Raw genomic sequence first — 25,654 nt, forward strand, 5'->3', positions numbered from 1 at the left:
TCAGGCATCCAGTAGCGCGCGGGCAATGGTTTGCAGTTTACGGGTGAGCGGGCCAACCGGCCAGCTCAGAGCAGCACAGGCGCGTACCGGCCAGACGCCATACACGCTGTTGCAGACAAAGACTTCATCAGCCCATTGCAGCTGTTCGAGGGGGATGTCGGTGATTTGCACGGGAATGCCCAGGGACTCGGCCTGAAACAATATTTCTGCGCGCATCACCCCGGCCACACCGCAGCGTTTCAGGTCCGCCGTAATCAGCACACCGTCACGTACCAGGAACAGATTGCTGAACACGCCTTCGATCACCCGACCGGCCTGGTCGAGCATCAAACCTTCGGCGTGCTCACTGTCCCGCCATTCGGCGCGGGCAATGACCTGTTCCAGTCGATTGAGGTGTTTGAGCCCGGCGAGCAACGGTTGTTTGGACAAACGCGTGCTGCACGGAAACAGGCGAACGCCCTGCTCGGCGTGGGCCGCTGGATAAGCGGCGGGAGGATTGCCTTGCAGAATACGTCGGCCCTGCGCCGAAGGATCCGGCGCATAACCGCGCAATCCGTCGCCACGGGTGAGGATGAGCTTGAGCACGCCCTCGCCCATCGCGGCAGCATAGGATTGCAGCTCATGGCGAATCAGCTCGACGTCCGTCGCAATGGCCAGACGTGTACAGCCGTCGGCCAGACGCGTCAGATGCCGATCCAGCAGCAACGGCTGGCCGCCTCGCACGGCGATGGTCTCGAACAGACCGTCGCCGTAAGCCAGGCCGCGATCTTTCAGCGACAGAGCGTCAGCCGGCAGACCGTCGACCCAGCAGTCCATCAGCCGGCGAACCGACGGAACGCCAACGTGCCGTTGGTGCCGCCAAATCCGAACGAGTTGGACAGCACGACATCGATGTCCATGTTGCGCGCGGTATGCGGCACGAAATCGAGGTCGCAGCCTTCGTCCGGCTCATCAAGGTTGATGGTTGGCGGCGCCACCTGGCTGTTGATCGCCAGCACGCTGAAGATCGCCTCGACCGCGCCCGCCGCACCCAGCAGGTGACCGGTCATGGACTTGGTGGAGCTGACAGCCAGCTTGTAGGCGTGATCACCGAACACCGACTTGATCGCGTTGGCTTCAGCGAGGTCGCCGGCCGGGGTCGAAGTGCCGTGGGCGTTGATGTATTGCACTTGATCGACGTTGATCTTCGCATCGCGCAGCGCGTTGGTGATGCAGCGTGCAGCACCGGCGCCGTCGGCGGGTGGCGAAGTCATGTGGAAGGCGTCGCCACTGGTGCCGAAGCCGATCAGCTCGGCGTAGATGGTTGCGCCACGGGCCTTGGCGTGCTCGAGTTCTTCGAGCACCAGGGCGCCGGCACCGTCGGACAGCACGAAGCCGTCACGGCCCTTGTCCCACGGACGGCTGGCGCGGGTCGGCTCGTCGTTGCGGGTCGACAGCGCACGGGAAGCACCAAAGCCGCCCATGCCCAGACCGCACGCGGCCATCTCGGCACCGCCGGCAATCATCACGTCGGCTTCGTCGTACATGATGTTGCGCGCCGCCATGCCGATGCAGTGCGTACCGGTGGTACACGCCGTGGCGATGGCGTAGTTAGGCCCCTGTGCACCCAAATGGATGGACAGGAAACCGGAAATCATATTGATGATCGAGCCAGGCACAAAGAACGGAGAAATCCGGCGCGGGCCGGTCTCGTGCAGGGTGCGGCTGGTTTCTTCGATGTTGGTCAGACCGCCGATACCCGAACCCATGGCCACGCCTATGCGTTCACGGTTGGCATCGGTGACTTCCAGACCGGCATTGCGTACGGCTTGAAAGCCGGCCGCCAGACCATACTGAATGAACAGGTCGAGCTTGCGCGCTTCCTTGACCGACAGGTATTCCTCGACATTGAAGCCCTTTACCGAGCCGCCAAAGCGGGTGGAATAGGCAGAAAGGTCGGTGTGTTCGATCAGACCAATGCCACTGCGGCCAGCCAGAATGCCCTGCCAACTGCTCGGCACATCCGTGCCCAGTGGCGACAACATACCCATACCGGTGACTACGACGCGTCTACGCGACACAGCACTCTCCTTTTTCAAATGACGACTTTGCATCAGGCCTAAAGAAAAAACCGCACGCCATGATGGCAGTGCGGTTTTTCCATGACAGCAAGCAACGATTACAAACTATTACGCCTGGTGGCTGGTAACGTAGTCGATTGCAGCTTGTACAGTAGTGATCTTCTCAGCTTCTTCGTCAGGGATTTCGGTCTCGAATTCCTCTTCCAGAGCCATCACCAGCTCAACGGTGTCAAGGGAGTCGGCACCCAGGTCTTCTACGAAGGAAGCGGTGTTGACCACTTCTTCTTCTTTAACACCCAGTTGCTCGGCAACGATTTTCTTGACGCGCTCTTCGATGGTGCTCATACCTTGTTTTCACTCCTAATGGACAAATTCAGGCAGCTGGCCAGTGGGTAAGTGTATAGAAAGACTTTTCAGCTTTTCAACTGAAAGCTTCACTCCTCAAACCCTGCGGCCCTCTGCCTATAAATAGATTGCAGCTTTATAACGGATTTTAGACAGCTCGTATGACATTTTTTTGAAGCAATCCGTCACATTTGAATTACATGTACATCCCGCCGTTAACCGGGATTGTAGCCCCGGTCACGTATGCCGCACCGTCGGATGCAAGAAAAGCGACCACGGACGCGATCTCTTGAGCTTGTCCCAGACGGCCCAGCGGAATCTGCGTCTGCAAGGCTTCACGCTGTGCTTCAGGCAGCTCGCGCGTCATATCGGTGTCGATGAACCCTGGGGTTACCGAGTTGACCGTAATCGAACGCGAACCGACTTCACGCGCCATGGCACGGCTGAAACCTTCCAGCCCGGCCTTGGCGGCTGCATAGTTTACTTGGCCAGCGTTGCCCATGGCACCCACCACCGAGCCAATACTGATAATTCGGCCCCAACGCGCCTTGGTCATGCCGCGCAGAACGCCCTTGGACAGGCGATACAGACTGTTCAGGTTGGTATCGATCACGTCGTACCACTCGTCGTCTTTCATGCGCATCATCAGGTTATCGCGGGTGATGCCGGCATTGTTGACCAGAATCGCTACCGGCGCACCGAACTGCTCCTGGATGCTCGCCAGCACCTTGGTAACCGATTCATCGCTGGTGACGTTCAGTTCGAAACCTGCGCCTTGAATGCCGTTTTCCTTCAGGGTCGCAGCAATACGCTCGGCGCCCGAAGCGGAAGTCGCGGTGCCAACAACGATGGCGCCCTGACGACCCAGTTCCAGTGCGATAGCCTGGCCGATGCCACGGCTTGCGCCGGTGACCAGTGCAACTTTACCTTGCAGACTCATGCAAGCTTCTCCTGATTCAGACAGCCGCTGCGCGAGCAGCAGCGAAAGCGTCTGGGGTATTGAGATTGGAAGTCGAAACGCCTTCGGCGCAACGTTTGTTCAGACCGGCCAGCACTTTGCCAGGGCCACATTCGACCAGGTTGGTCGCGCCTTTGGCGGCCAGGGTCTGGACCGATTCAACCCAGCGAACCGGCTTGTAGAGTTGCTCCAGCAGATCACGCTTGAGGGTTTCCAGATCCGCCGGCACCTGGGCGCTGACGTTCTGTACCACAGGGATCTGCGGCGCCTGCCAGTCGATGGCAGCGATGGACTCGGCGAAGCGCTCGGCAGCCGGGCGCATCAGTTCACAGTGCGACGGCACGCTGACCGGCAGCGGCATGGCGCGCTTGGCGCCACGGGCCTTGCAACCCTCGATGGCGCGTTCAACTGCCGCCTTGGCACCGGCGATCACTACCTGGCCCGGGGAGTTGAAGTTCACCGCGCTGACCACTTCGCCTTGCGCCGCTTCGGCACAGGCAGCGAGAACGTCAGCATCTTCCAGACCGAGGATGGCAGCCATGCCGCCCTGCCCGGCCGGTACGGCTTCCTGCATCAATTGGCCACGGCGCTCGACGAGCTTTACCGCGTCGGCCAGGCTAAGGCTGCCGGCAGCGACCAGCGCGCTGTATTCACCCAGGCTGTGACCGGCAACGAAGGCCGGACGCGCGCCACCTTCAGCCAGCCACAGACGCCACAGGGCGATCGAAGCGGTCAGAATGGCCGGTTGGGTTTTGTCGGTTTGATTGAGCAGCTCTTCCGGGCCCTGCTGGGTCAGTGCCCACAGGTCATAGCCCAGAGCATCGGATGCTTCTTTGAAAGTTTCAAGGATCAGCGGATGTTGCGCGCCCAGCTCGGCCAGCATGCCGAGGGACTGCGAACCCTGTCCTGGAAAGACGAATGCGAGGGAAGCAGACATGTAACAAGCCCCTAATGATCTTGTCGTCGGAAAAATGGCATCCCGCTAGAGGGACGCAAGAAACTGACAGTTGGATGGCCCTTTGAACCGGGCGGTCACATTTAAGCATTGTCCGACGAAAACGCCTAAGACAACAAATCCTCCAGACGGCCGTGCAGGCGCTCGGGAAGATTCTCCTGAATCTCAATCAGCGCTCGCTGAATCGCACTCTGAAACCCCTGAACCCCGGCCGAACCGTGACTTTTCACGACAATCCCCTGCAAGCCGAGGAAGCTTGCGCCGTTATGTCGCGCCGGCGCCAGATCAGCCTGCAGACGCTTCATCAATGGCAGCGCCAGAGCACCAACAGCACGGGAAGCGAGGTTTTTCTTGAACAAGGCCTCGATGCGCGCAGCGATCATCGTCGCCAGGCCTTCGCTGGACTTGAGCAGGATATTGCCGACAAAACCGTCGCACACCACCACATCCGCCTCGCCGCGATACAAGCCGTCACCTTCGATGAAACCGATGTAATTGATACCCCGCGCAGCCTGCAATAACGTCGCAGCCAGCTTGACCTGCTGATTACCCTTGATGTCTTCAGTGCCGATATTCAACAGCGCAACGCGCGGACGGGCAATGCCCAGCGTCTGCGCCGCCACGGACCCCATTACAGCAAACTGCAACAGATGCTCGGCACTGCAATCGACGTTGGCGCCGAGATCAAGCAACTGGCAGTAGCCTTTCTGAGTGGGGATCGCGGCGACCATGGCCGGACGATCAATCCCCGGCAGGGTCTTGAGCACGAATCGCGACAGGGCCATCAGTGCCCCTGTATTGCCGGCACTGACACAGGCCTGGACCTTGCCATCACGCAGCAACTCAAGGGCGACACGCATCGACGAGTCCGGCTTGCCACGCAGGGCCTGGGCAGGTTTTTCGTCCATGGTGATGACTTCGGACGCCGGAACAATTGTCAGGCGCGCACGATCGGCAGCCGATTGGCCGGTGATCAGTTCTTCAAGAAGGGAGGGTTGACCGACGAGGGTCAGGTGCAGCGAGGGTGTAGCAGAAAGGCAAGCGAGGCTGGCCTGAACAATGCTGCGGGGACCGAAGTCCCCGCCCATTGCGTCAATCGCGATGACTTGAGCGGACAAGTGATTACTCGTCAGCGCCCTTGTCGATCACTTTACGGCCACGGTATACGCCTTCTGGCGATACGTGGTGACGCAGGTGAACTTCACCAGTGGTTTTTTCTACAGACAGGGTGCTAGCCTCGAGAGCGTCGTGCGAACGGCGCATGTCACGGGCAGAGCGGGATTTTTTGTTCTGCTGAACAGCCATAATTGATTAACTCCTAAACGTTTGGGTCACGCTTTAACTGCGCCAATACACTGAACGGGTTGGACCGCGTTACCTCGTCCTCGCTCGGTTCGGGCTCATCTGCTCCCGCCGGCTGCTGGCATTCTTCCGGATGATGAGCAGGCACAATGGGCAAGGCGAGCAGAAGCTCCTCCTCGATCAGTGACTGCAGATCCAATGGATCTTCGCCCAGTTCCAGCACGTCATAACCTTTCGGCAACGACTGGGTATTCGCACCCTCCTTCACTACAGCGTAACTGCATTCGCTGTGGATCGGCAGGGTGACCAGCTCAAGACAACGCTGGCAAACCATTTTGACTTCGGTGTCGATAAAGCTGTGGATCACCACAGATTTACGTTCATCTCGTTCAAAAACGAATTTGGCCTGCACCGTACCGACATCGTCGGAAAGCGGGTCGCAGAGTCTCTTCAAATCGGCCAGCAGCAGTTCACCTTGGAGGGTGGTGCCACGGTCAGCCAATTTGCGCGGGTCAACGTGAGGTGGAATCGGGTCATTCAACATAGGCGCAGCATTATAGGGATGCACCCACCCATGTCAAAGGAAATTGTGCCCTGTCCGTCACTTGCGCGGCTCCGCTAGAATCTGCCGCCTGCCTCTGGAGATGCGAATGCTGCCTTTATTACTCGCTTCAAGCTCGACCTATCGTCGGGAATTGCTCAGCCGCCTGCGCCTGCCGTTCGCCTGCAGCTCGCCGGATATCGATGAAAGCCATCGCCCGGACGAGTCGGCAATCGAGCTGGTCAAGCGCCTCGCCGAACAGAAAGCCCGAGCCTTGGCCGACAGCCACCCTGCTCACCTGATCATCGGCTCCGATCAGGTTGCGGTACTCGGCGAGCGCATCATCGGCAAGCCGCACACCTTCGAAAATGCCCGCGAACAACTGATGGCCGCCAGCGGCGCCAGCGTGACCTTCCTCACCGGCCTGGCCCTGCTCAACAGCCAGACCGGCCACTGCCAGGTCGACTGCGTGCCTTTCACGGTGCACATGCGCGTACTGGATCAGGCCCGCGTCGAGCGCTATTTGCACGCCGAACAACCCTACGACTGCGCCGGCAGCTTCAAGGCCGAAGGCTTGGGTGTAAGCTTCTTCCAATCCACCGAAGGCCCGGACGCCACCAGCCTGATCGGCCTGCCACTGATTCGCCTAATCGACATGCTGTTGATCGAAGGCGTACAAATTCCCTGACCCACAAAAAACCGGCCCTCAGGCCGGTTTTTCCTTGCAGCAACCGATCAGCGCAACGACGGGCCGTTAAAACCCATCCACATTGCCAGTTTCTCGGCAACGCTGGCACCGAGCTTCTTCGAGAAGCGATCAAACGGCGATTCCTGAACGGTGAAGTCCACCAACTCCTTTTCGCCAATCACGTCACGCGCCACCGAGCTGGCATTGCCCAGACCATCGATCAGCCCCAATGGCAGCGCCTGCTCGCCAGACCAGACCAGCCCGGAGAACAGCTCCGGATGCTCCTTGTCCTTCAGGCGATCACCACGCCCCTGCTTGACGCTGTTGATGAACTGCTTGTGCGTGGTATCCAGCACACTCTGCCAGAACGCCGTTTCTTCCGGCTTCTGCGGCTGGAACGGATCAAGGAACGCCTTGTGCTCGCCGGAGGTGTAAGTGCGGCGCTCGACACCGAGCTTTTCCATGGTGCCGACAAAGCCGTAACCGGCTGCCGTCACACCAATGGAACCCACCAGACTGGCCTTGTCGGCATAAATCTGATCCGCCGCACTGGCAATGTAATAGGCACCGGAAGCGCCCAGGTCGGAAATCACCGCGTACAGCTTGGTGTCGGGATGCAGGCCGCGCAGGCGCTTGATCTCGTCATACACATAACCCGACTGCACCGGACTGCCGCCCGGACTGTTGATGCGCAGGATTACGCCCTTGACCTTCTTGTCCTCAAACGCCGCGCGCAGGCTGCCGACGATATTGTCGGCGCTGGCCGGTTCCTTGTCGGCAATCATGCCGGTGACGTCGATCAGTGCGGTGTAGTTACCACTGCGGGTGGCGCTTTTTTCCATGTCCATCAACGGCGTGAACAGGATCAGTGCAACAAACAGATAAACAAAGGTCAGCAACTTGAAGAAGATGCCCCAGCGCCGCGAACGACGCTGCTCCTGCACGCCGGCAAGCAAGGTCTTTTCCAGCAGCTTCCAGCTTTTCGCATCACCGTCGTCGGCAGTTGCCTTGGCCGGTGCTTTCCATTCGTCGGTCATGCCATCCACCCCAGCAAAAACGTATTAAGCCTGCTGCCCCAGCCAGGCGTGCAATTCGGAAAAATGGTCGATCGACAGTCGCGGCTCGAACTGTTGCAGTGATTCGATCGATTGCGCGCCATAACTGACCGCCACCGAATCCATCCCCGCATTGCGCGCCATCAACAGATCAAAGGACGAGTCACCGACCATCAGCGCTTGCTCGGCACGCACACCGCAATGCGCAAGGATCTGCTCCAGCATCAGAGGGTGCGGCTTGCTTGCAGTTTCATCGGCTGCGCGGGTGATATCGAAATAATCTTCCCAGCCATTGGCCTTGAGCACCCGATCCAGCCCGCGACGATTTTTGCCGGTCGCGACAGCCAGGTGATAGCCCTGCTCGCGAAAGGACGCCATCGACTCGACTACGCCTTCGAACAACGGCGAAGGCACGGCTTCTGCAGCGATGTAGTGATCCGCGTAATACTCGCGAAACAAGGTCATCTCGGCATCGCTGATTTCCGGATACAAGGTGCGGATCGCCTCGGGCAAGCCCAGACCGATGATGCCTTTAACGGCAAAATCATCACGCAACTCGAAACCTGAACGCCCGGACGCCGAGTGCATCGCCTCGACAATCCGATGAATGGAATCGGCCAGGGTGCCGTCCCAATCAAAAATCAGCAGCTTGTAATCAGATGGGCGCACTCAATCGCTCCACAGTCTTGGCCCACATTTCATCGACTGGTGCCTGCAACTTGAGTTCACCGCCATCGGGCAGCGGCACGGTCAGCATGTAGGCGTGCAGGAACAGGCGCTTGCCGCCCAGATCACGGATTTCCTTACTGAAACCGTCATCGCCGTATTTGGTGTCGCCGGCAATGCAGTGCCCGGCGTGCAACGTGTGGACGCGGATTTGGTGCGTGCGACCGGTGATCGGTTTGGCCTCGATCAAAGTGGCAAAATCGCCGAAGCGACGCAGGACCTTGAACACGGTCACAGACTCCTTGCCCTCCTCCTCGTCGACCTCGACCATGCGCTCACCGGAGCGCAGATTGCTCTTGCCGAGCGCCGCACGGACCTGCTTGATCGAGGTCGCCCAGTTGCCGCGAACCAGTGCCATGTAGCGCTTGTCGACACCGTCACCGCGCAACGCGGCATGCAAGTGACGCAACATGCTGCGTTTCTTGGCGATCATCAGCAGGCCGGAGGTGTCGCGATCGAGACGGTGAACCAGCTCGAGCTCCTTGGCATCGGGGCGCAACTGACGAAAGGCTTCGATAACGCCGTAATTCAGGCCGCTGCCACCGTGAACCGCAATGCCGGCGGGCTTGTTGATCACGATCAGGGCTTTGTCTTCGTAGACAATCGAGGCTTCCAGGCGCTGCAACAGGCCTTGGGCCAAAGGCACCGGTTCGTCACGCTCAGGCACGCGCACTGGCGGCACGCGCACGATATCGCCGGCCTGCAGCTTGTATTCGGGCTTGATCCGACCTTTGTTCACGCGCACTTCGCCCTTGCGCAAAATGCGGTAAATCAAGGTCTTGGGCACGCCTTTGAGCCGGGCGAGGAGGAAATTGTCGATTCGTTGGCCGGCATATTCCGGCGAGACCTCAAGCAGTTGAACGCCTGGGGTCGTAGGGGCAGTAGTCGTCATGGCGCGGATAATAACAATTTTTTATGGAATTGAAGCACTTAATCATTGCTGCTATAGTCGCGAACGCCGCCAAAAGCGGCCTGGACAGCGGAACCACGGTCAAAAACCGGCCCTGACCAACGCAATTCACCAGGACGCGAGGCCGTCCTACGGGGCTTTTGCTACGTAACGGTGGAGTTTGCAGCTGTAACAAGCGCAGGTGACATGAGGCCTGAATCACGCCGCAAAGCAGAGTTTTGACTCGCCACGCGAGCCATATTCACGGCCAGTTCACAAAGTGCAGTCAGCCGCGGATGACCCCGAGCGAAGACTCCGGAAACACCGCCTGAATTAGCCATGATGCGTGACCTCCCCTTTCGGAGCTCACGGTAAATGCCAACCCGCTGCGGATTCTGCGCGCGGCAGCACCCGAATTATCAGGGATACGTGTAGGGTGGAGATGCACAACCGCTGGACTGTGTAGCAACAGGTTTTATCAAGACGCTTCATCTCGTCCACAGCCACCGGTTGATTCCTCCTCCTGACTGAGTGCTTAAGTAGCCACAGCAAGCAGGACGCGTACGTCGCGATAACGGCCCAATTGGCCGGACATCGCTGGACACGGGAATGGCCAACCACTCCCGACGCACCTGACACCGACCGTGAGAAGTCGTGTGTGCCGAACGCCGTTTCCGGCAGCCCGGAAACCGACGGTACTACATGAAAAGAATGCTGATTAACGCAACTCAACCCGAAGAGTTGCGTGTTGCACTGGTAGATGGCCAGCGCCTCTACGACCTGGACATCGAATCCGGTGCACGCGAGCAGAAGAAGGCCAACATCTATAAAGGCCGCATCACTCGCATCGAACCAAGCCTTGAGGCTGCCTTTGTCGATTTCGGCTCCGAGCGCCACGGCTTCCTGCCCCTCAAAGAAATCTCCCGCGAATACTTCAAGAAAGCCCCTGAAGGCCGCGTCAACATCAAGGACGTCCTGAGCGAAGGCCAGGAAGTCATCGTTCAGGTCGAAAAAGAAGAACGTGGCAACAAGGGCGCAGCCCTGACCACCTTCATCAGCCTGGCCGGTCGTTACCTCGTTCTGATGCCGAACAACCCGCGTGCCGGCGGCATCTCCCGTCGCATCGAAGGCGAAGAGCGCAACGAACTGCGTGAAGCGCTGAACGGTCTGGTCGCTCCGGCCGACATGGGGCTGATCGTGCGCACTGCCGGCCTTGGCCGCAGCAGCGAAGAAATGCAGTGGGACCTCGATTACCTGCTGCAACTGTGGACCGCCATCAAAGAAGCCTCGCTGGATCGTTCCGCGCCGTTCCTGATCTACCAGGAAAGCAACGTGATCATCCGCGCCATCCGCGATTACCTGCGCCAGGACATCGGCGAAGTGCTGATCGACAGCGTTGAAGCCCAGGACGAAGCCCTGACCTTCATCCGCCAGGTGATGCCGCAGTACGCCAGCAAGATCAAGCTGTACGAAGACAGCGTTCCGCTGTTCAACCGTTTCCAGATCGAAAGCCAGATCGAGACCGCTTTCCAGCGCGTCGTCGAACTGCCATCCGGCGGCTCCATCGTCATCGATCCGACCGAAGCCCTGGTGTCCATCGACATCAACTCGGCGCGCGCCACCAAAGGTAGCGACATCGAAGAAACCGCCCTGCAGACCAACCTTGAAGCCGCCGAAGAAATCGCCCGTCAGTTGCGCCTGCGCGACATCGGCGGCCTGATCGTCATCGACTTCATCGACATGACCCCTGCCAAGAACCAGCGCGCCGTGGAAGAGAAAGTCCGCGAATGCCTGGAAGCCGACCGCGCCCGCGTGCAGATCGGCCGCATCTCGCGCTTCGGCCTGCTGGAAATGTCCCGTCAGCGCCTGCGTCCTTCGCTCGGCGAAAGCAGCGGCATCGTCTGCCCGCGCTGCAGCGGCACCGGCATCATCCGTGACGTCGAATCGCTGTCCCTGGCGATCCTGCGTCTGATCGAAGAAGAAGCCCTGAAAGACCGCACCGCCGAAGTTCGCGCTCAAGTGCCAATCCCGGTGGCCGCGTTCCTTCTCAATGAAAAACGCAACTCGATCACCAAGATCGAACTGCGCACCCGCGCCCGCATCGTCATCCTGCCGAACGATCACCTCGAAACCCCGCACTTCGAAGTTCAGCGCCTGCGTGACGACAGCCCGGAAGCCGCAACCAACCAGTCCAGCTACGAAATCGCTGCCGCTGCCGCCGATGTCGAAGACGTCCAGCCAGCCGCCGCGACCCGCACCCTGGTTCGCCAGGAAGCCGCGGTCAAGACCGCTCCGGCCCGCGCCAACGCTCCGGTTCCGACCGAAGTCGCCGCTCCGGCCCCGGCACCTGCTCCGGTTGCTGCGCCAGAGCCAAGCCTGTTCAAAGGCCTGGTGAAGTCGCTGGTCAGCCTGTTCGCCACCAAGGAAGAGCCGGTTGCTCCGGTCGTGGTTGAAAAACCAGCCACCGAGCGTCCGGCCCGCAACGAAGAGCGTCGCAACGGTCGTCAGCAGAGCCGCAACCGTAATGGTCGCCGCGATGAAGAGCGCAAGCCGCGCGAAGAGCGTGCACCGCGTGAAGAGCGCGCCCCACGTGAGCCGCGAGAAGAGCGTCAGCCGCGCGAACCACGTGAAGTCCGCGAGCCACGCGAATCCCGTGACGAAGCACCGGTAGCCCGCGAAGAACGCGCACCACGCGCCCCTCGTGAAGAACGTGCACCACGTGCTCCGCGCGAAGATCGCAAGCCGCGTGGCGAGCGTGAAGAACGCGTACGTGAACTGCGCGAGCCGCTGGATGCCGCTCCGGCCGTTGCTGCCGCCGCCACCGCTGAAGAGCGTCCTGCCCGTCAGCCACGTGAAGAGCGTGCGCCACGTCCTCCGCGTGAAGAGCGTCAACCGCGTGCCGAACAGGCCGCTGCTGCCGTCGCTGAAGAAGAAATCACCACCAACGAAGAGCAACTGCCGGAAGACGGTTCGGAGAACGCCGAAGGCGATCGTCCACGCCGCCGCTCCCGTGGTCAGCGTCGTCGCAGCAACCGTCGCGAGCGTCAGCGTGATGCCAACGGCAACGTGATCGAAGGTTCGGAAGAGTCCGAGTCCGGCGAAAACGCCCAGGCGCCAAGCACTGCCGATCTGGCCGCTGGCCTGGCTGTGACCGCTGCTGTTGCCAGCACCGTGATCAGCGCTCCAGCTGAAGCTCAGGCCCACGAGCAAGCTGAACGCGCTACCGCTGCAACACTGGAAACTGCTCCAGTAGAAGCGCCGGTTGTTGAAGCCACCACTCCGGTCGTAGCACCTGCTGCTCCGGAAGTCGAAGTAGCTCCGGCTCGCGAAGCTCAGCCTCAGGTTGAAGTCGCTGCCGAACCAGCTGTGTCCTTTGAAGCGCCAGCCGTCGCTGAACAGTCGGTTGTCGAAACCGTCGCTGAAACCGTGACCGAAACCGTGCGTGAAGTTCGCGAAGAACAGACCGCGTTCAACTGGGTCGCCGAGCCGGCTGTCACTGAAACACCAGCGCCAGTGGTTGAAGCGCCTGTTGTTGAAGAAGCCAAGGCTGCCAAGCCAGTAGTTGTTGCTGAACCGGCACCGGTCGTTGAAGCCCCTGTGGTTGAAGCGCCAGTAGTAGCCGAAGCACCAGCGCCAGTGGTTGAAGCTGCTCCGGTCAGCGCCCTGACCCCAAGCGGGCGCGCGCCGAACGACCCGCGCGAAGTGCGTCGTCGCAAGCGTGAAGAAGAGCGTCTGCAGAAGGAAGCCGAGCTGGCTGCCGCCGCTGCTGCTCCAGCTGCCGACGTGGTCGAGGCGGCTCCTGCCCCGGTCGCTGAGGAAGTTGCCGTTGAAGCCGTGATTGCCGAAGCACCACGCTCCGTTCAGGAAGCGGTCGAGCAACACGAAGAGGCCCAGGAAAAAGAACACGAGCCTAAACCCCTCGTCTGATTCCAAAAGCCACTAAAAAGCCCCGCTTGGTGATCCAGGCGGGGCTTTTTTATATCTCAAGGTTTTATCAGGATGGCGGGAACACCAGCGCATCCGGTACATCGATATCCCACACCACACCCGGGTCATCCACCGCGACTTCAATCACCCGTCCTTGGGCAAACAGCGGTCTGGCGCCCCGGTCACCGGACAAAGCCATCAGCCCTGCGGCGAACGAGCGGCCAAACCCGACCGGATGCCCATAATCACCGTTCAACGTCGGTACGCTGACCGCATCCTCGGCCATCGCCGCCACGACCCGCTCAATACTCGACGGCAGGATGAACGGCATGTCGCCCAGCACAATCAGCCAGCCATCGGCTTCCGGGCAAGCCGCCACACCCGCCGCGATGCTGTCGCCCATTCCCGTGGACTCGATCGAGATAATGTCACACCCGTAGGCCTGCGCCATGCGCATCGCCTGCGGTCGCGCCTGGGTCGTCACCAGCACTCGCTTGTCGAGACTCGCCGGCAGGTTCACCAACACCTGCTCGATCACCGAACGCACCGCGCCGTCGCGCCCGGTGCAATCGGCCAGCAGCTTGTCCTTGTCGGCACCCGCCACCTCGCGAAAGCGACTGCCCTCGCCCGCCGCCAGCACAATCACTCCGATGGATCGGCTCATACGCTCTCCACTGTCTTCTTCTGCTTGAGCTCGACACCATTCTTGATCGCGACGATTTCCGCCAACAGCGACAGGGCGATTTCCGCCGGTGAATGGCTGCCGATATGCAAACCGATCGGCCCGTGCAAACGGGCGATGGCCGCTTCCGACAAGCCTAGCTCAGCCAGGTTTTCCCGACGCTTGCGGCTGTTGACCCGTGAGCCGAGTGCGCCGACGTAGAACGCCTTGGAGTCGAGCGCCGTGAGCAACGCCATGTCATCCAGCCGTGGGTCGTGAGTCAGCGCGACAATCGCCGTGCGTTCATCGGTCTGGATATTCAGCACTGCTTCGTCCGGCATGCCGGGGACAAAACGTCCATGCTGCTCTTCCCAGCCATAGACGAACTCGGTGCGCGGATCACAGATCAGTACTTCGAAATCCAGCAATCGCGCCATCTCGGCCACATACCGCGACAACTGCCCGGCGCCGATCAACAGCAGGCGCCAGCGCGGGCCATAGATGGCGCGCAGGGTCTGGCCGTCGAAACTCAAGACATCGGTCTTGCCGGCCGGTCGCAACACCACCTCGCCAGTGCCGATGTTCAGCTCGCGCGCGACGATTTCGTGAGCCTCGCAGCGATCCAGCAGCTCGGCGACCCACGCCGGATCACCGACCCGTTCCTCGGTGAGGCGCAGGGTGCCGCCGCAAGGCAGGCCGAAGCGCGCCGCTTCTTCCTGCGTCACGCCGTAGGTGATCAACTGCACCGGCGGCCCGTTGGCGGGAATCCGTCCGTCGTGCAGCCGGGCGATCAGATCATCCTCGACGCAACCGCCGGACACCGAACCGATCACCACGCCATCTTCGCGCAGCGCCAGCATTGCGCCGGGTGCCCGGGGCGCGGTGCCCCAGGTCTGCACCACGCTGAACAACATTACCCGCTGTCCGGCGCGGCGCCATTCGAGCACACTACGCAGGACATTCAGATCGGCGCTGTCCATTACGCTTGCGCCTTCTGCCAGCCCTGCAACTGGTAACGCACCGGCAGGTTACGGATGCGCTGGCCGGTGGCGGCGAAGATCGCATTGCACAGCGCCGGCGCAATCGGCGGCACGCCCGGTTCGCCGACGCCACCCAGCGGCACCTCGCCCGGCGGCGTTACCAGATGCACCGCGACTTCCTTCGGCGCCAACGACATGCGCGCGACTTCATACATATGGAAGTTGTCCTGCTGCACCTTGCCGTCCTTGAAGCTGATTTCGCCCCACACGGCGTTGCCCAGGCCCATCACGCAGGCGCCTTCGAACTGCGAACGGATGCGCTCGGGGTTGATCTGCGGGCCGCAATCCACGGCGATATCGGCCTTGTGCACGATCAGCGTGCCGTCGTCCTTGACCTCGACTTCGATCACCGCCGCCACATAGGTGACGAAGCTGTAATGCACCGCCAATCCGAGACCACGACCCTTGGGCAATTGACGCCCCCACCCCGCCGCCTTGGCTGCCGTTTCGAGCACGGTGCGCATGCGCCCGGTGTCGATCGGATAACGCTCGGGGGATTCGCCGTAATTCCACTCTTCACTGAGCGTACGCGGGTCGATCTGCCGATCCGGGCCGAGCAACTTGATCTGGTACTTGAGCGGATCTTCCTTGGCTTTGTGCGCCAGTTCGTCGACGAAGCTCTGGATTGCGAAGCCATGGGGAATGTTCGACACCGAGCGATACCAGCCGACCCGCGTGTGCACCGTGGCCTCAGGGTTTTCCAGGCGCACGTTGGGAATCGCGTAGGCCATGTTGGTAAAGCCCATGCCCAGCTCGAACGCGGCTTCGTGATTCATGCCCGGCGCAAACAACGCGGTGATGCTCGGCGCCACCGTGCGGTGCAACCAGGCGGACGGCAAACCGTCCTTGCCCACACCGGCCTTGAGGTATTCGGCGGACACGGTGTGGAAATACGAATTGTGGATGTCGTCTTCCCGGGTCCACTGCACACGCACCGCTTTGCCGGGGAATTCCTTGGCGAGCACAGCAGCCTCAACGACGAAGTCCGGTTTGGACTTGCGCCCGAATCCACCGCCCAGCAGCGTGACATTGAAAGTGACGTTATCGAACGGTAGCCCCAGGCGTTCAGCGATCCGCTCGCGGGTGACCTGCGGCGCTTGGCTCGGTGCCCAGGCTTCGCAAGTGCCATCCTTGTAACGGGCGATGGCGACCATCGGCTCCATCGGTGCCTGGGCGAGATGCGGCAAGTAATAAGAGGCTTCGAGCGTGCTGGCGGCGCTGCCGATGGCTTTGTCGATGTCGCCGGTATTGCGCACCACTTTGCCCGGCTTCAGCGAAGCGGCTTCGATCTCCTTGCGATAGGCGACCGAGTCATAAGTGGCGTTCGGACCGTCGTCCCACTCGATTTTCAGCGCTTCACGGCCCTTCAATGCCGCCCAGGTGTTGCTGGCCACCACGGCCACGCCACCCAACGGCTGGAATTCCGAAGGCAATGGCCGGGGTTCGATCTGGATGACTTTCAGCACGCCCGGCACTTTCAGCGCGGCGCTGTCGTCCACCGACTTGACCTTGCCGCCGTACACCGCCGGACGCGCAATGACCGCGAACAGCATGCCGTCGAAATGCACGTCGGCCCCGTACACCGCGCGGCCATTGACGATGTCGGCACCGTCGATGGCTTTGGTGCCTTCCTTGCCGATGTAGCGGAATTCCGACGGTTGCTTGAGCCGCAGACTGTCACGGGCCGGCACCGTCAGCGCACTGGCCGCAGCGGCCAGCTCACCGTAACCCAGCTCACGCCCGGACGGTGTGTGAATGACTTTATGCAGTTGCGCGCGGCATTCGCCGACCGGCACCTTCCACTGCGCAGCGGCGGCTTGTTCCAGCATGGTACGGGCGGCGGCGCCGCAACGGCGCATCGGTTCGTACCAGTGCCGCATGCTGCGCGAGCCGTCGGTGTCCTGGTTGCCGAAGCGCACCTCATCACCCGGCGCCTGCTGAACCTTGACGTGCGCCCAGTCGGCTTCCAGTTCATCGGCGACCACCATGGTCAGGCTGGTGCGCACGCCCTGGCCCATTTCCGAACGGTTACAGACCACGGTCACCGTGCCGTCGGCGGCAATGCTGACGTAGACCTTCGGATCGTCGATCCAGCCGTTGGGCATGCCATCGGCGCCGAACTGCTTGGGCTTGTCTTCGGCCAGCGCATCCTGCCAGCCCCAGCTCGCCGCCAGCACCAGCGCACCCGTGGCGCCGACGCCCTTGAGGAAGCCCCGGCGACTCAGGTTGCTCAGGGCAAAATCGTTCGGTAGACGGCTCATGCCTTGGCCTCCTTCAGGTGAGTGGATGCCTGACGGATCGCGGTCTTGATCCGGTTATAGGTACCGCAGCGGCAAATGTTGCCGACCATCGCTTCTTCGATCTGCTCGTCGCTCGGGTTCGGGTTGGTCTTGAGCAACGCGGTGGCGGACATGATCTGGCCGCCCTGGCAGTAACCGCATTGGGCCACAGCGGTGTCGAGCCAGGCTTGCTGGACGATCTGACCGACCGGGTCGGCATGCAGGTTGTCGATGGTGGTCACGTTCTGCCCGACCACCGAACCGATCGGGGTGATGCAACTGCGCGCCGGCGCGCCGTCGATATGAATGGTGCATGCACCGCACAGGCCCATGCCGCAGCCGAACTTGGTGCCGTTGTAACCGGCGACGTCGCGGATCGCCCACAACAGCGGCATGTCCTCGGTGACATCGAGTGGATGATCTTGACCATTGAGTTTCAGGGTAATCATGGGCACGCCCGCATATTCTTGGAGGTTATGGGGTCGAGCCATCTGCCACCGCAGGGACGGTAGTGGTTCGCGCAGATCGGCTCAGGCTAATCAGGCTCTCTTGTGCCGACGGGAATGTCTGCACCGGGCCTTTGGTGGAGCAAATGGTTGGTATCGTTAGCTGGCTACGTTAACCCGCGATTAACAAAAAAGCCCTGCACTTTTTAAATAAGTGCAGGGCTTTGGGTTCAGCCTTGAAAGCGTAGCCTCAATACCTGTTGGGCTCCATTTCCAGCTCGACATTGAAACGTTCTGAAATGTCTTTCTGGATCCGCTGTGCCAGATCGAGCAATTGCAGCCCGGTCGCCGCACCGTAGTTGACCAGCACCAGCGCCTGCAATTTATGCACGCCGGCATCGGCTTCACGGAAACCTTTCCAGCCGGCACGCTCGATCAACCAGCCGGCCGCCAGCTTCATCTGCCCGTCCGGTTGCGCGTAGGCCACCAGATCCGGATGCTGCGCCTTGATCTGTGCAACCACGGCCGCCGACACCAGCGGGTTCTTGAAGAAGCTGCCGGCATTGCCGAGCACCGCCGGGTCCGGCAGTTTTTCGCTGCGGATGCTGCAAATCGCGCGGCTGACATCCGTCGGCGTCGGTTGCTCGATGCCCTGCTCGGTCAGGCGCTGACGCACCGGGCCGTATTCCAGGTGCAGATGCGCGACTCGATCCAGCGCGAAGCGCACCCGCAGGATCAGCCAACGTCCCGGCTGCTGCTTGAACACGCTGTCGCGGTAGGCGAACCGGCATTCCTCCAGGCTGAAGTCGCGCAGCTCGCCGGTCTGGCGATCCAGCGCCGTCAGGCCGGCGAACACATCCTTGATCTCGACACCGTAGGCACCGATGTTCTGCATCGGCGCAGCACCGACAGTGCCGGGGATCAGGCTGAGATTCTCCAGCCCGGAAAAACCCTGCGCCAGCGTGTGCTGCACGAACGGGTGCCACGGCTCACCGGCTTCGGCTTCAATCACCACACGATTGCCGTCGTCGCTGATGACGCGGATGCCACGGCTGGCCATACGCAGCACCAGCGCCGGAATGTCCGCCGTGAGCAACAGATTGCTGCCGCCGCCAATCACCAGCAACGGCACATCATGGGCACTCGCATACGCCAGGGCTTCGCGCACATCGGCGTCACTGTGGGCTTCGGCAAACAGCTGTGCGCGCACATCAACGCCGAAGGTGTTGAAGGGCTTCAGGGAAACCTGCGGTTGTATCTGCAAACTCATAACCGCCCCTTCACTTCAATCAACAACTGATCGCAGGCACGCTCGATCAGATCCAGCACCTGCTCGAAGCCCTGATCGCCGTCGTAATACGGATCCGGCACCTCGTCGACTTCACCTTCATAACGGCGCAGGAACAAGTCCAGCTCGGCCTTGCCGGTGGACGGTTGCAGCGCCTTGAGATTGCGCAGGTTGCTGTTGTCCATTGCGAGGATCAGGTCGTAGCTGGCGAAATCGGCGCGGCTGACCTGCTGCGCGCGTTGCGCCGACAGGTCATAACCGCGCAGCTTGGCCGCCGCCTGGCTGCGCTTGTCCGGCGGATTGCCAACGTGCCAGTCGCCAGTGCCGGCAGAGGCCACTTCGACCTGATCCGCCAGCCCCGCTTCACGCAACTTGTGGCGCAACACGCCTTCGGCGGTGGGCGAACGGCAGATGTTGCCCAGGCACACGAACAGAACGCGCATCAGGCCTCCAGCAGGCGACGGACGCGCTCGAGGTCTTCGGCGGTGTCGACCCCGGTCGGCGGCGCGATCAACGCGTCAGCCACATGAATCCGCACGCCGTGCCACAGGGCACGCAGCTGTTCGAGGGATTCGGTGTTTTCCAGCCAGCACGGACCCCAGTTCACGAAGTCCTGAAGGAAGCCTGCGCGGTAGGCATAAATGCCGATGTGGCGACGATACGGCACGCCTTCCGGCAGCACGTCGCGGCTCTTGGCGAAAGCATCGCGGGCCCATGGCAGGGTCGCTCGACTGAAGGTCAGCGCCAGACCGTTGAGGTCGCTGACGACCTTGACCACGTTCGGGTTGAACAGGGTTTCGACGTCTTCGATCGGCTCGGCCAGGGTGGCCATGCGCGCTTCGGTGTGGGCCGCAAGATTCGCGGCGACCTGATCAATCACGCTCGGCGGGATCAGCGGTTCGTCACCCTGCACGTTGACCACGATGGCATCCGGCTCCAGACCCAGCTTCGCCGCCACTTCGGCCAGACGATCGGTGCCGGAGTTGTGATCTTCACGGGTCAGCACCACTTCAGCGCCGAAAGCCTTGCAGGCCTCGACGATACGCGCATCGTCGGTTGCCACGACCACGCGGCTGGCGCTGCTTTTGCTCGCCTGTTCCCAGACGTGCTGGATCATCGGCTTGCCGGCGATGTCCAGCAGCGGCTTGCCCGGCAGGCGGGTCGAGGCGTAGCGCGACGGGATGACAACAGTGAAGGCGGTGGTCATTTATCCAGACGCTCGTCGGTGGTCAGGGTGCGGGCTTCGCTTTCCAGCATGACCGGGATACCGTCGCGGATCGGGTACGCCAGACCGGCGCCCTTGCTGATCAGTTCGGTCTTGTCGGCGCTGAGCTTGAGCGGGCCTTTGCAGACCGGGCAGGCGAGGATGTCGAGCAATTTGGTGTCCATGAACATTCCCTGGATAAAAACGGATTAAGGCAAAAGACGATCCGGCAACAGGCGCATCAACTGCGTGTCGAACCAGGCCACGAAGGCCGGTGACGGCACAGCATCGACCGCCAGGTACCACCAGTCGGCAGCGGCGAAGGCACGGCACTTCACCGCGTCCTTTTCAGTCATCACTACTGGCAATGACGGCGTAAAACTCAAGGCCTGCACGCTGTATTCGGCGTGGTCGGCGAAGGCGTGGGGCACAGGCCGCCAGTCTAGCGCTTCGAGGGTATTGAAGAAACGTTGCGGGTTGCCGATCCCGGCCACCGCGTGCACGGCCTGGCCGGGCGGAAAATGATCGAGCGGCCGACGTTCACCGCTGCGCAGGTTGACCAGCGCCGAGGGCTGCAGACGGAAGGCGAAACCGCCGTCGCGATCCTCAAGGGCGCCGTTGAACAGCACACCGTCAACGCTTTGCAGGCGCTCGACCGGTTCGCGCAGGGGGCCGGCGGGCAGGCAGCGCTGGTTGCCAAGCCCACGGGCAGCGTCGATCAGCACCAGTTCCAGATCCCGCGCGAGGCGGTAATGTTGCATACCGTCATCGGACAGGATCAGGTCCAGCGGCTCGCTGTCCAGCAGGGCTCTGACGGCGGCGCTGCGATCGGGATCGATCATCAGCGGCACGCCGGTGCGCTGCACGATCAGCAAAGGTTCGTCGCCGGCGATGTCGGCAGTCTGATCGGCTTGGACTCGCCATGGCAGTTGCGCCGGTTTGGCGCCGTAACCACGACTGACCACACCGACCCGCAGCCCGTGGCGTCGGCAGTGCTCGATCAGCCACAGGATCATCGGGGTCTTGCCGGTGCCGCCGACGGTGATGTTGCCGACCACGATCACCGGCACCGGCGACTGGTAGATCTCACCTTCGCCATCGAGAAAACGCTGACGCTTGCCGGCCACCACGCGGCGGTACAGCCACTCCAGCGGCCGCAACAGCGTCAGGGCCGGGTGCCCCTGATACCACGCGGCGAGCAGACGATCGGACATGGCCATCAGGATTTGGGCGCCGCCTCGACCGTGGTCATGCGCAGATGGCTGAAACCGAGCTTGCCGGCCGCATCCATGGCGGTGATCACGGATTGATGCTGAGCCTTGCCGTCAGCACTGATCGACAGCGGCATATTGGTGTCGCCGTTGGCTTCTTTCTGCATGGCTTCCATCAGGGTGGCCAGATCATTCTTCGGCAGAATCCTGTTGTTCACCGAGAACACGCCTTCGGCGCTGATGGCCACGTCCAGTTGCTTGACCTGCTGATCCTCGGCCGGCGAGCCGCTGACCGCTTCCGGCAGGTCGACACGCAGTTGGGTTTCGCGGGTGAAGGTGGTGGTCACGACGAAAAACAGCAACAGGATGAACACCACGTCGATCAGCGACGCGAGGTTGATGTCGATCGTTTCCCGGGGCTTGCGACGGAATTTCACGCTTTGCCCCCGGCCAGATCGACGTCACGGTCGCCCTGCACCACTTCCACCAGTTTGATCGCTTCCTGTTCCATGCCCACCACCAGTTCATCGATGCGGCGTTGCAGGAACCGGTGGAAGAACACTGCCGGAATACCGACCATCAGACCCGCAGCGGTAGTGATCAGCGCCTTGGAAATACCGCCGGCCAGCACCGCAGCATTGGTGGTCATGCCGGAGCCGGTGAAGGCACTGAAAATGTCGATCATGCCCAGCACCGTCCCCAGCAGACCGAGCAACGGCGACATGGCGGCAATGGTGCCCAGCGCGTTGACGTAGCGTTCCAGCTCGTGGATGACCCGGGCGGCGGCCTCTTCGATGCACTCCTTCATGATCTCGCGACCATGCTTGGAGTTGGCCAGGCCTGCGGCGAGGATTTCCCCCAGCGGCGAGTTGGCGCGCAATTCCTTGAGTTTTTCCTTGTTGAGCTGCTTGTCCTTGATCCAGACCCAGACCTGACCCAGCAAATGCTCAGGGGTGACGCGACTGGCGCGCAGGGTCCACAGGCGCTCGGCGACGATCGCCATGGCGGCGATGGAACTCAGAATGATCGGCAACATCATCCAGCCGCCGGATTTGACCAATTCCCACACAGTGACAGCCCCCTCGAAAAAGTGCGCCACTTTACCATACCGGTTCGCGATAAAGACCCGTCGCCCCGACGACCGTGCTCAACGGTACTCCGTCCCCGGCAACGGCGGGGCGCGCCAGAACCGGCGTTGTTGACGCATCGACCGGGCCGGCTCAAACCGCCCCAGTTGCAGATGAATGGCGCCCTGCTCGGCGCTGTCGTGGATGTGTATTCCCTGCTTGCGGTAACGGGCAATGACCGTCGGGTGCGGATGGCCGAACGAGTTGCCCAGCCCTCGGGAAATCAGCACGGCCTGGGGCTGCAAAACCTTGAGCAAGGCCATCGATGAGGAACTGCGGCTGCCGTGATGCGGGGCTTGCAGCCACTGGGTCGGAACCGCCAGCGCGCTGTTGAGCAAATCCCGCTCAGCATTGGTGTCGATGTCACCGGTCAGCAGCAGCCGCTCGCCGTTGGCTTCGATCTGCAACACGCAGGAACGCTGGTTGCTGTCATGGGCTTCTGCCCATTGCCATAGATGAAAGGCAACGCCGTCCCACTGCCATTGCCGACCGCTTTCACAGGCTTCGGCGTTCAGCGCTTCGGCCAACCCCTGCGGATCGCCGCTGATGACCCGGCTGACCGGCAATCCTTTCGCTACGGCGAGTGCGCCACCTGCGTGATCGGCATCGGCATGGCTGAGCAGCATCAGGTCGAGGTGTTCCACGCCCAATTTGCGCAATGCCGGCAGCACCACTCGCTCGCCGAGGTCAAAGTCGCCGAAACGCGGGCCGCTGTCGTACAGCAAGGTGTGATGCCGGGTGCGGATCAGAATTGCCAGACCCTGGCCGACATCCAGTTGCCACACATCCGCTACGCCTTCGGTCAGGCGTTCTCGAGGCGGAAATGCCAGCACCAGCAGCAACGGCCAGCCCAAGGGACGCAGGGGAACGCCTCGGGGCAGCAATAACAGCACTGCACCGATGCAACCCAGCGCCACGATCCAGCCCGGCATCGATTGTGCAACCCACGCCGGCCAGCGCCCGGCAATCAGGGCCAGTGCCCGGAACAATCCATCGATCAGTCCGCCGGCCAGCCACAGCAGCCCTTCACCGACATAAGGAATTGGCAGCAACAAAGTCCCGAGCAACGCCGGCGGCAGCACCGCAAAACTGACCCACGGCACCGCCAGCAGATTGGCCAGCGGCCCGCTGAGACTGATCGGCAGACTCAACGCCACAAGCACCGGGCACAAGCCGATCGCGATCAACCACTGCGCGCGTGTCCAGGTCTGCCACCAGCGCCACGGCCCCAGACGGCCGCCGAAGGTGAAGATCAACACAGCCACCGCCGCGAAAGACAGCCACAACCCCGGACGCAAGCTGGCCAGCGGATCCATCAACAACACGCCATTGAAGGCCAGCAGCAACGGCCACCACGCACCGAGATGGCGAAAGCGCAAACGCCACAACAGCACCAGCGCAACCATCACGCAGGCCCGTCGTACCGGCACATCGAATCCAGCCAGCAGGCCGTAACCCAGCGCCGCCGCGAATGCCAGACCGCACGCCCAGGGCAGCCAGGGCCAACGCAGCGGCCAAAATCCGAATCGGGCCAACCCGGCAACCAGCGCGTACATCAACGCTGCCAACAGCCCGATGTGCTGGCCGGAAATCACCAGCAGATGCACGGTGCCGGTGTCCTGCAAGATTTGCCAGTCTTCGCGACTGAGGCCGGAACCATCGCCGAGCACCAACGCGGCCAAGGCGCCGTTACGACCCTGGGCGTCAACGGCAAGCAGGCGCTGGCGAATACTGTCGCGCCAGGCCCACTGCGCCGGCGCCAGGCGCTGACCATCCTTCACCGTCCCGGTAGCGCCGATGCGCTGCGCCAGCAGCCAGGCTTCGTAATCAAACGCATCCGGATTGAGCAGGCCACCGGGACGCTTGAACTTGACCGCCAGTCGCCAGCGTTCGCCACTGCTGACCTCAGGCCCGGCGTACCAGGCCAGACGCATCAGCGCCGGCAGTTTCTCGTGACGCGAGCGCGCATCGGCCAGTTCAAAGCGCACGACGCCCTCGGCATTCTGCGGCAAGCCGACGACCCGGCCCTCCACCCAGCGCGTTTCGCCATCCAGCCGGGAAGGCAGTCGATCATTCAACGCCATCTGCGCGTTGAAACCCGCCCATGTAAATCCAAGCAGCAAAAACGCCAGTGGATAGCTGCGAAACGGCAGCAGCATCAGCGCCACCCACGGCAACACCAGCAATAACCCGACCGGCGGTAGGGCCGGTAAAAAAACCGCTGCCAGCAGACCGACCGCCAGCGCCATCATCCCTGTGCGCATAAGCCCGTCCTTGAGAGTCCCACCTTCAGGCATAGCGGCTGCGGGGCAAGGGCGTCGTTATCAATTGTCACAAAGTCTGAATGGGCGGTTCGTAGAATCCAGACATACTTGCCGCCTTAACCGACCGAGAAGCCTTATGCCCCGGCGCTTATTCAAACGTTACATGCCCGACCCGACGAGCATCAGGGAACACAAATCCTTACGCTTTCTCGGTACGTTGCTGCATGACCCGAACCTCTGGCACCTCAACCGACACTCGGTGGCTCGCGCCATGGCCGTTGGCCTGTTTGCCGCGTTCCTGCCGATTCCCGCACAAATGCTGGTGGCCGCCGTCCTCGCGATCATGGTGCGCGGCAACATGCCGATTGCCGTCAGCCTGGTCTGGCTGACCAATCCGATCACCATGCCGGCGGTGTTCTTCTGCACCTATCAGGCCGGGGCCTGGCTGATGGACGTTCCGGCCCGCACACTTCCGGACGAGTTGACCTGGGAATGGATCAGCGGAGAGCTCTCGACCTTGTGGCAACCGTTCCTGCTGGGTTCGGTGGTGGTCGGGCTGGCACTGGGCGCCCTCGCCTACTGTCTGGTGATGCTGTACTGGCGCTGGTGGGTGGCCCGGCAATGGGCGCGGCGCAAGAAAAGACGTCAGGCGTGAATGCAAAACGACCTCCACTGTGGGAGGCCGTTT

Annotated in this window: 26 protein-coding genes; 3 read left to right on the forward strand and 23 right to left on the reverse strand. The window is 61.7% G+C overall.

Translation table 11 applies throughout. The annotated features are described in order from the left end of the window. From pabC to AC07Y2_RS23055, 8 genes are all read right to left on the reverse strand, one after another. On the reverse strand, positions 1-816 hold the full coding sequence (gene pabC / locus AC07Y2_RS23020) for an aminodeoxychorismate lyase (RefSeq protein WP_103386987.1): 816 nt from the start codon (positions 814-816) through the stop codon (positions 1-3). After that, positions 816-2,060, reverse strand: coding sequence for a beta-ketoacyl-ACP synthase II (fabF, locus tag AC07Y2_RS23025; protein ID WP_007908259.1), 1,245 nt, complete (start codon positions 2,058-2,060; stop codon positions 816-818). The genes pabC and fabF overlap by 1 nt, the downstream gene beginning before the upstream one ends. 108 nt (positions 2,061-2,168) lie before the next feature. Beyond that, a complete protein-coding gene (acpP, locus tag AC07Y2_RS23030; RefSeq protein ID WP_003175607.1) occupies positions 2,169-2,405 on the reverse strand; it encodes an acyl carrier protein in 237 nt (78 codons plus the stop codon). Between the two features lie 196 nt (positions 2,406-2,601). Beyond that, on the reverse strand, positions 2,602-3,345 hold the full coding sequence (gene fabG / locus AC07Y2_RS23035; protein ID WP_007950790.1) for a 3-oxoacyl-ACP reductase FabG: 744 nt from the start codon (positions 3,343-3,345) through the stop codon (positions 2,602-2,604). Positions 3,346-3,361: 16 nt separating this feature from the next. Then, on the reverse strand, positions 3,362-4,300 hold the full coding sequence (gene fabD / locus AC07Y2_RS23040) for an ACP S-malonyltransferase (protein WP_007950787.1): 939 nt from the start codon (positions 4,298-4,300) through the stop codon (positions 3,362-3,364). 125 nt (positions 4,301-4,425) lie between these two features. After that, complete coding sequence (plsX, locus tag AC07Y2_RS23045) at positions 4,426-5,436, reverse strand: phosphate acyltransferase PlsX (protein ID WP_074688106.1); 1,011 nt, start codon at positions 5,434-5,436, stop codon at positions 4,426-4,428. 4 nt (positions 5,437-5,440) lie between these two features. Further along, positions 5,441-5,623 (reverse strand): 50S ribosomal protein L32, encoded by a 183-nt coding sequence (gene rpmF / locus AC07Y2_RS23050; RefSeq protein ID WP_003179396.1) that lies wholly within the window; start codon positions 5,621-5,623, stop codon positions 5,441-5,443. Positions 5,624-5,636: 13 nt separating this feature from the next. After that, a complete protein-coding gene (locus AC07Y2_RS23055; protein WP_003204262.1) occupies positions 5,637-6,164 on the reverse strand; it encodes a YceD family protein in 528 nt (175 codons plus the stop codon). Positions 6,165-6,270: 106 nt separating this feature from the next. On the opposite strand from AC07Y2_RS23055, the gene AC07Y2_RS23060 reads away from it, so the two are divergent. Beyond that, positions 6,271-6,849, forward strand: coding sequence for a Maf family protein (locus tag AC07Y2_RS23060; protein WP_103386988.1), 579 nt, complete (start codon positions 6,271-6,273; stop codon positions 6,847-6,849). Between the two features lie 47 nt (positions 6,850-6,896). On the opposite strand, the gene sppA is transcribed toward AC07Y2_RS23060, so the two are convergent. Genes sppA through rluC form a run of 3 tightly spaced genes read right to left on the reverse strand, consistent with a single transcriptional unit; the run spans position 6,897 to position 9,522 of the window. Further along, positions 6,897-7,886, reverse strand: coding sequence for a signal peptide peptidase SppA (gene sppA / locus AC07Y2_RS23065; protein WP_039770673.1), 990 nt, complete (start codon positions 7,884-7,886; stop codon positions 6,897-6,899). Positions 7,887-7,910: 24 nt separating this feature from the next. Further along, positions 7,911-8,573 (reverse strand): HAD-IA family hydrolase, encoded by a 663-nt coding sequence (locus AC07Y2_RS23070; protein WP_085607333.1) that lies wholly within the window; start codon positions 8,571-8,573, stop codon positions 7,911-7,913. After that, positions 8,560-9,522, reverse strand: a complete 963-nt coding sequence (gene rluC, locus AC07Y2_RS23075) for a 23S rRNA pseudouridine(955/2504/2580) synthase RluC (RefSeq protein WP_039770677.1) — start codon at positions 9,520-9,522, stop codon at positions 8,560-8,562. The genes AC07Y2_RS23070 and rluC overlap by 14 nt, the downstream gene beginning before the upstream one ends. Positions 9,523-10,221: 699 nt before the next feature. Here rluC and rne point away from each other — a divergent pair. After that, positions 10,222-13,446 carry a ribonuclease E gene (gene rne / locus AC07Y2_RS23080; RefSeq protein WP_103386989.1) on the forward strand — a complete coding sequence of 1,075 codons (3,225 nt, stop codon included), beginning with the start codon at positions 10,222-10,224 and terminating at the stop codon, positions 13,444-13,446. 67 nt (positions 13,447-13,513) lie between these two features. Here rne and AC07Y2_RS23085 read toward each other — a convergent pair whose 3' ends face one another. The 12 genes from AC07Y2_RS23085 to AC07Y2_RS23140 form a co-directional block, all read right to left on the reverse strand. Continuing rightward, on the reverse strand, positions 13,514-14,110 hold the full coding sequence (locus AC07Y2_RS23085) for a nucleotidyltransferase family protein (RefSeq protein WP_103386990.1): 597 nt from the start codon (positions 14,108-14,110) through the stop codon (positions 13,514-13,516). Then, positions 14,107-15,087 (reverse strand): XdhC family protein, encoded by a 981-nt coding sequence (locus AC07Y2_RS23090; protein WP_085647438.1) that lies wholly within the window; start codon positions 15,085-15,087, stop codon positions 14,107-14,109. The genes AC07Y2_RS23085 and AC07Y2_RS23090 overlap by 4 nt, the downstream gene beginning before the upstream one ends. Next, positions 15,087-17,408, reverse strand: a complete 2,322-nt coding sequence (locus tag AC07Y2_RS23095; protein ID WP_007950775.1) for a xanthine dehydrogenase family protein molybdopterin-binding subunit — start codon at positions 17,406-17,408, stop codon at positions 15,087-15,089. The genes AC07Y2_RS23090 and AC07Y2_RS23095 overlap by 1 nt, the downstream gene beginning before the upstream one ends. Continuing rightward, positions 17,405-17,875 (reverse strand): (2Fe-2S)-binding protein, encoded by a 471-nt coding sequence (locus AC07Y2_RS23100; RefSeq protein ID WP_039770687.1) that lies wholly within the window; start codon positions 17,873-17,875, stop codon positions 17,405-17,407. Before AC07Y2_RS23100 ends, AC07Y2_RS23095 begins: the two co-directional genes overlap by 4 nt. A gap of 247 nt (positions 17,876-18,122) precedes the next feature. Further along, a complete protein-coding gene (murB, locus tag AC07Y2_RS23105) occupies positions 18,123-19,142 on the reverse strand; it encodes a UDP-N-acetylmuramate dehydrogenase (protein ID WP_074688118.1) in 1,020 nt (339 codons plus the stop codon). After that, positions 19,139-19,603, reverse strand: a complete 465-nt coding sequence (locus tag AC07Y2_RS23110; RefSeq protein ID WP_064598568.1) for a low molecular weight protein-tyrosine-phosphatase — start codon at positions 19,601-19,603, stop codon at positions 19,139-19,141. Before AC07Y2_RS23110 ends, murB begins: the two co-directional genes overlap by 4 nt. After that, on the reverse strand, positions 19,603-20,367 hold the full coding sequence (gene kdsB / locus AC07Y2_RS23115; RefSeq protein ID WP_074688122.1) for a 3-deoxy-manno-octulosonate cytidylyltransferase: 765 nt from the start codon (positions 20,365-20,367) through the stop codon (positions 19,603-19,605). Before kdsB ends, AC07Y2_RS23110 begins: the two co-directional genes overlap by 1 nt. Next, on the reverse strand, positions 20,364-20,549 hold the full coding sequence (locus AC07Y2_RS23120) for a Trm112 family protein (RefSeq protein ID WP_003179363.1): 186 nt from the start codon (positions 20,547-20,549) through the stop codon (positions 20,364-20,366). Before AC07Y2_RS23120 ends, kdsB begins: the two co-directional genes overlap by 4 nt. 24 nt (positions 20,550-20,573) lie before the next feature. Further along, complete coding sequence (gene lpxK / locus AC07Y2_RS23125; RefSeq protein ID WP_103386991.1) at positions 20,574-21,584, reverse strand: tetraacyldisaccharide 4'-kinase; 1,011 nt, start codon at positions 21,582-21,584, stop codon at positions 20,574-20,576. Continuing rightward, entirely contained in the window at positions 21,584-22,012 is a 429-nt protein-coding gene (locus tag AC07Y2_RS23130) for an ExbD/TolR family protein (protein ID WP_039770694.1), read from the reverse strand. The genes lpxK and AC07Y2_RS23130 overlap by 1 nt, the downstream gene beginning before the upstream one ends. Next, a complete protein-coding gene (locus AC07Y2_RS23135; RefSeq protein ID WP_163976130.1) occupies positions 22,009-22,644 on the reverse strand; it encodes a MotA/TolQ/ExbB proton channel family protein in 636 nt (211 codons plus the stop codon). Before AC07Y2_RS23135 ends, AC07Y2_RS23130 begins: the two co-directional genes overlap by 4 nt. A gap of 78 nt (positions 22,645-22,722) precedes the next feature. Then, positions 22,723-24,966 carry a DNA internalization-related competence protein ComEC/Rec2 gene (locus AC07Y2_RS23140; protein ID WP_103386992.1) on the reverse strand — a complete coding sequence of 748 codons (2,244 nt, stop codon included), beginning with the start codon at positions 24,964-24,966 and terminating at the stop codon, positions 22,723-22,725. 136 nt (positions 24,967-25,102) lie between these two features. On the opposite strand from AC07Y2_RS23140, the gene AC07Y2_RS23145 reads away from it, so the two are divergent. Further along, complete coding sequence (locus AC07Y2_RS23145) at positions 25,103-25,621, forward strand: DUF2062 domain-containing protein (protein ID WP_064598575.1); 519 nt, start codon at positions 25,103-25,105, stop codon at positions 25,619-25,621. Positions 25,622-25,654: the final 33 nt, after the last annotated feature.

The organism is Pseudomonas sp. GW456-12-1-14-TSB6, from assembly GCF_059424205.1.

Bases quoted from the DNA above. Each gene is read 5' to 3' on its own strand.
- AC07Y2_RS23090 (WP_085647438.1), bottom strand. From the start codon at position 15,087: ATGGACAGCGCCGATCTGAATGTCCTGCGTAGTGTGCTCGAATGGCGC.
- AC07Y2_RS23095 (WP_007950775.1), bottom strand. From the start codon at position 17,408: ATGAGCCGTCTACCGAACGATTTTGCCCTGAGCAACCTGAGTCGCCGG.
- AC07Y2_RS23055 (WP_003204262.1), bottom strand. From the start codon at position 6,164: ATGTTGAATGACCCGATTCCACCTCACGTTGACCCGCGCAAATTGGCT.
- pabC (WP_103386987.1), bottom strand. From the start codon at position 816: ATGGACTGCTGGGTCGACGGTCTGCCGGCTGACGCTCTGTCGCTGAAA.
- AC07Y2_RS23110 (WP_064598568.1), bottom strand. From the start codon at position 19,603: ATGCGCGTTCTGTTCGTGTGCCTGGGCAACATCTGCCGTTCGCCCACC.
- fabD (WP_007950787.1), bottom strand. From the start codon at position 4,300: ATGTCTGCTTCCCTCGCATTCGTCTTTCCAGGACAGGGTTCGCAGTCC.
- fabG (WP_007950790.1), bottom strand. From the start codon at position 3,345: ATGAGTCTGCAAGGTAAAGTTGCACTGGTCACCGGCGCAAGCCGTGGC.
- AC07Y2_RS23100 (WP_039770687.1), bottom strand. From the start codon at position 17,875: ATGATTACCCTGAAACTCAATGGTCAAGATCATCCACTCGATGTCACC.
- kdsB (WP_074688122.1), bottom strand. From the start codon at position 20,367: ATGACCACCGCCTTCACTGTTGTCATCCCGTCGCGCTACGCCTCGACC.
- AC07Y2_RS23140 (WP_103386992.1), bottom strand. From the start codon at position 24,966: ATGCGCACAGGGATGATGGCGCTGGCGGTCGGTCTGCTGGCAGCGGTT.
- rluC (WP_039770677.1), bottom strand. From the start codon at position 9,522: ATGACGACTACTGCCCCTACGACCCCAGGCGTTCAACTGCTTGAGGTC.
- rpmF (WP_003179396.1), bottom strand. From the start codon at position 5,623: ATGGCTGTTCAGCAGAACAAAAAATCCCGCTCTGCCCGTGACATGCGC.
- lpxK (WP_103386991.1), bottom strand. From the start codon at position 21,584: ATGGCCATGTCCGATCGTCTGCTCGCCGCGTGGTATCAGGGGCACCCG.
- AC07Y2_RS23085 (WP_103386990.1), bottom strand. From the start codon at position 14,110: ATGAGCCGATCCATCGGAGTGATTGTGCTGGCGGCGGGCGAGGGCAGT.
- acpP (WP_003175607.1), bottom strand. From the start codon at position 2,405: ATGAGCACCATCGAAGAGCGCGTCAAGAAAATCGTTGCCGAGCAACTG.
- rne (WP_103386989.1), top strand. From the start codon at position 10,222: ATGAAAAGAATGCTGATTAACGCAACTCAACCCGAAGAGTTGCGTGTT.
- AC07Y2_RS23060 (WP_103386988.1), top strand. From the start codon at position 6,271: ATGCTGCCTTTATTACTCGCTTCAAGCTCGACCTATCGTCGGGAATTG.
- sppA (WP_039770673.1), bottom strand. From the start codon at position 7,886: ATGACCGACGAATGGAAAGCACCGGCCAAGGCAACTGCCGACGACGGT.
- AC07Y2_RS23145 (WP_064598575.1), top strand. From the start codon at position 25,103: ATGCCCCGGCGCTTATTCAAACGTTACATGCCCGACCCGACGAGCATC.
- murB (WP_074688118.1), bottom strand. From the start codon at position 19,142: ATGAGTTTGCAGATACAACCGCAGGTTTCCCTGAAGCCCTTCAACACC.
- AC07Y2_RS23120 (WP_003179363.1), bottom strand. From the start codon at position 20,549: ATGGACACCAAATTGCTCGACATCCTCGCCTGCCCGGTCTGCAAAGGC.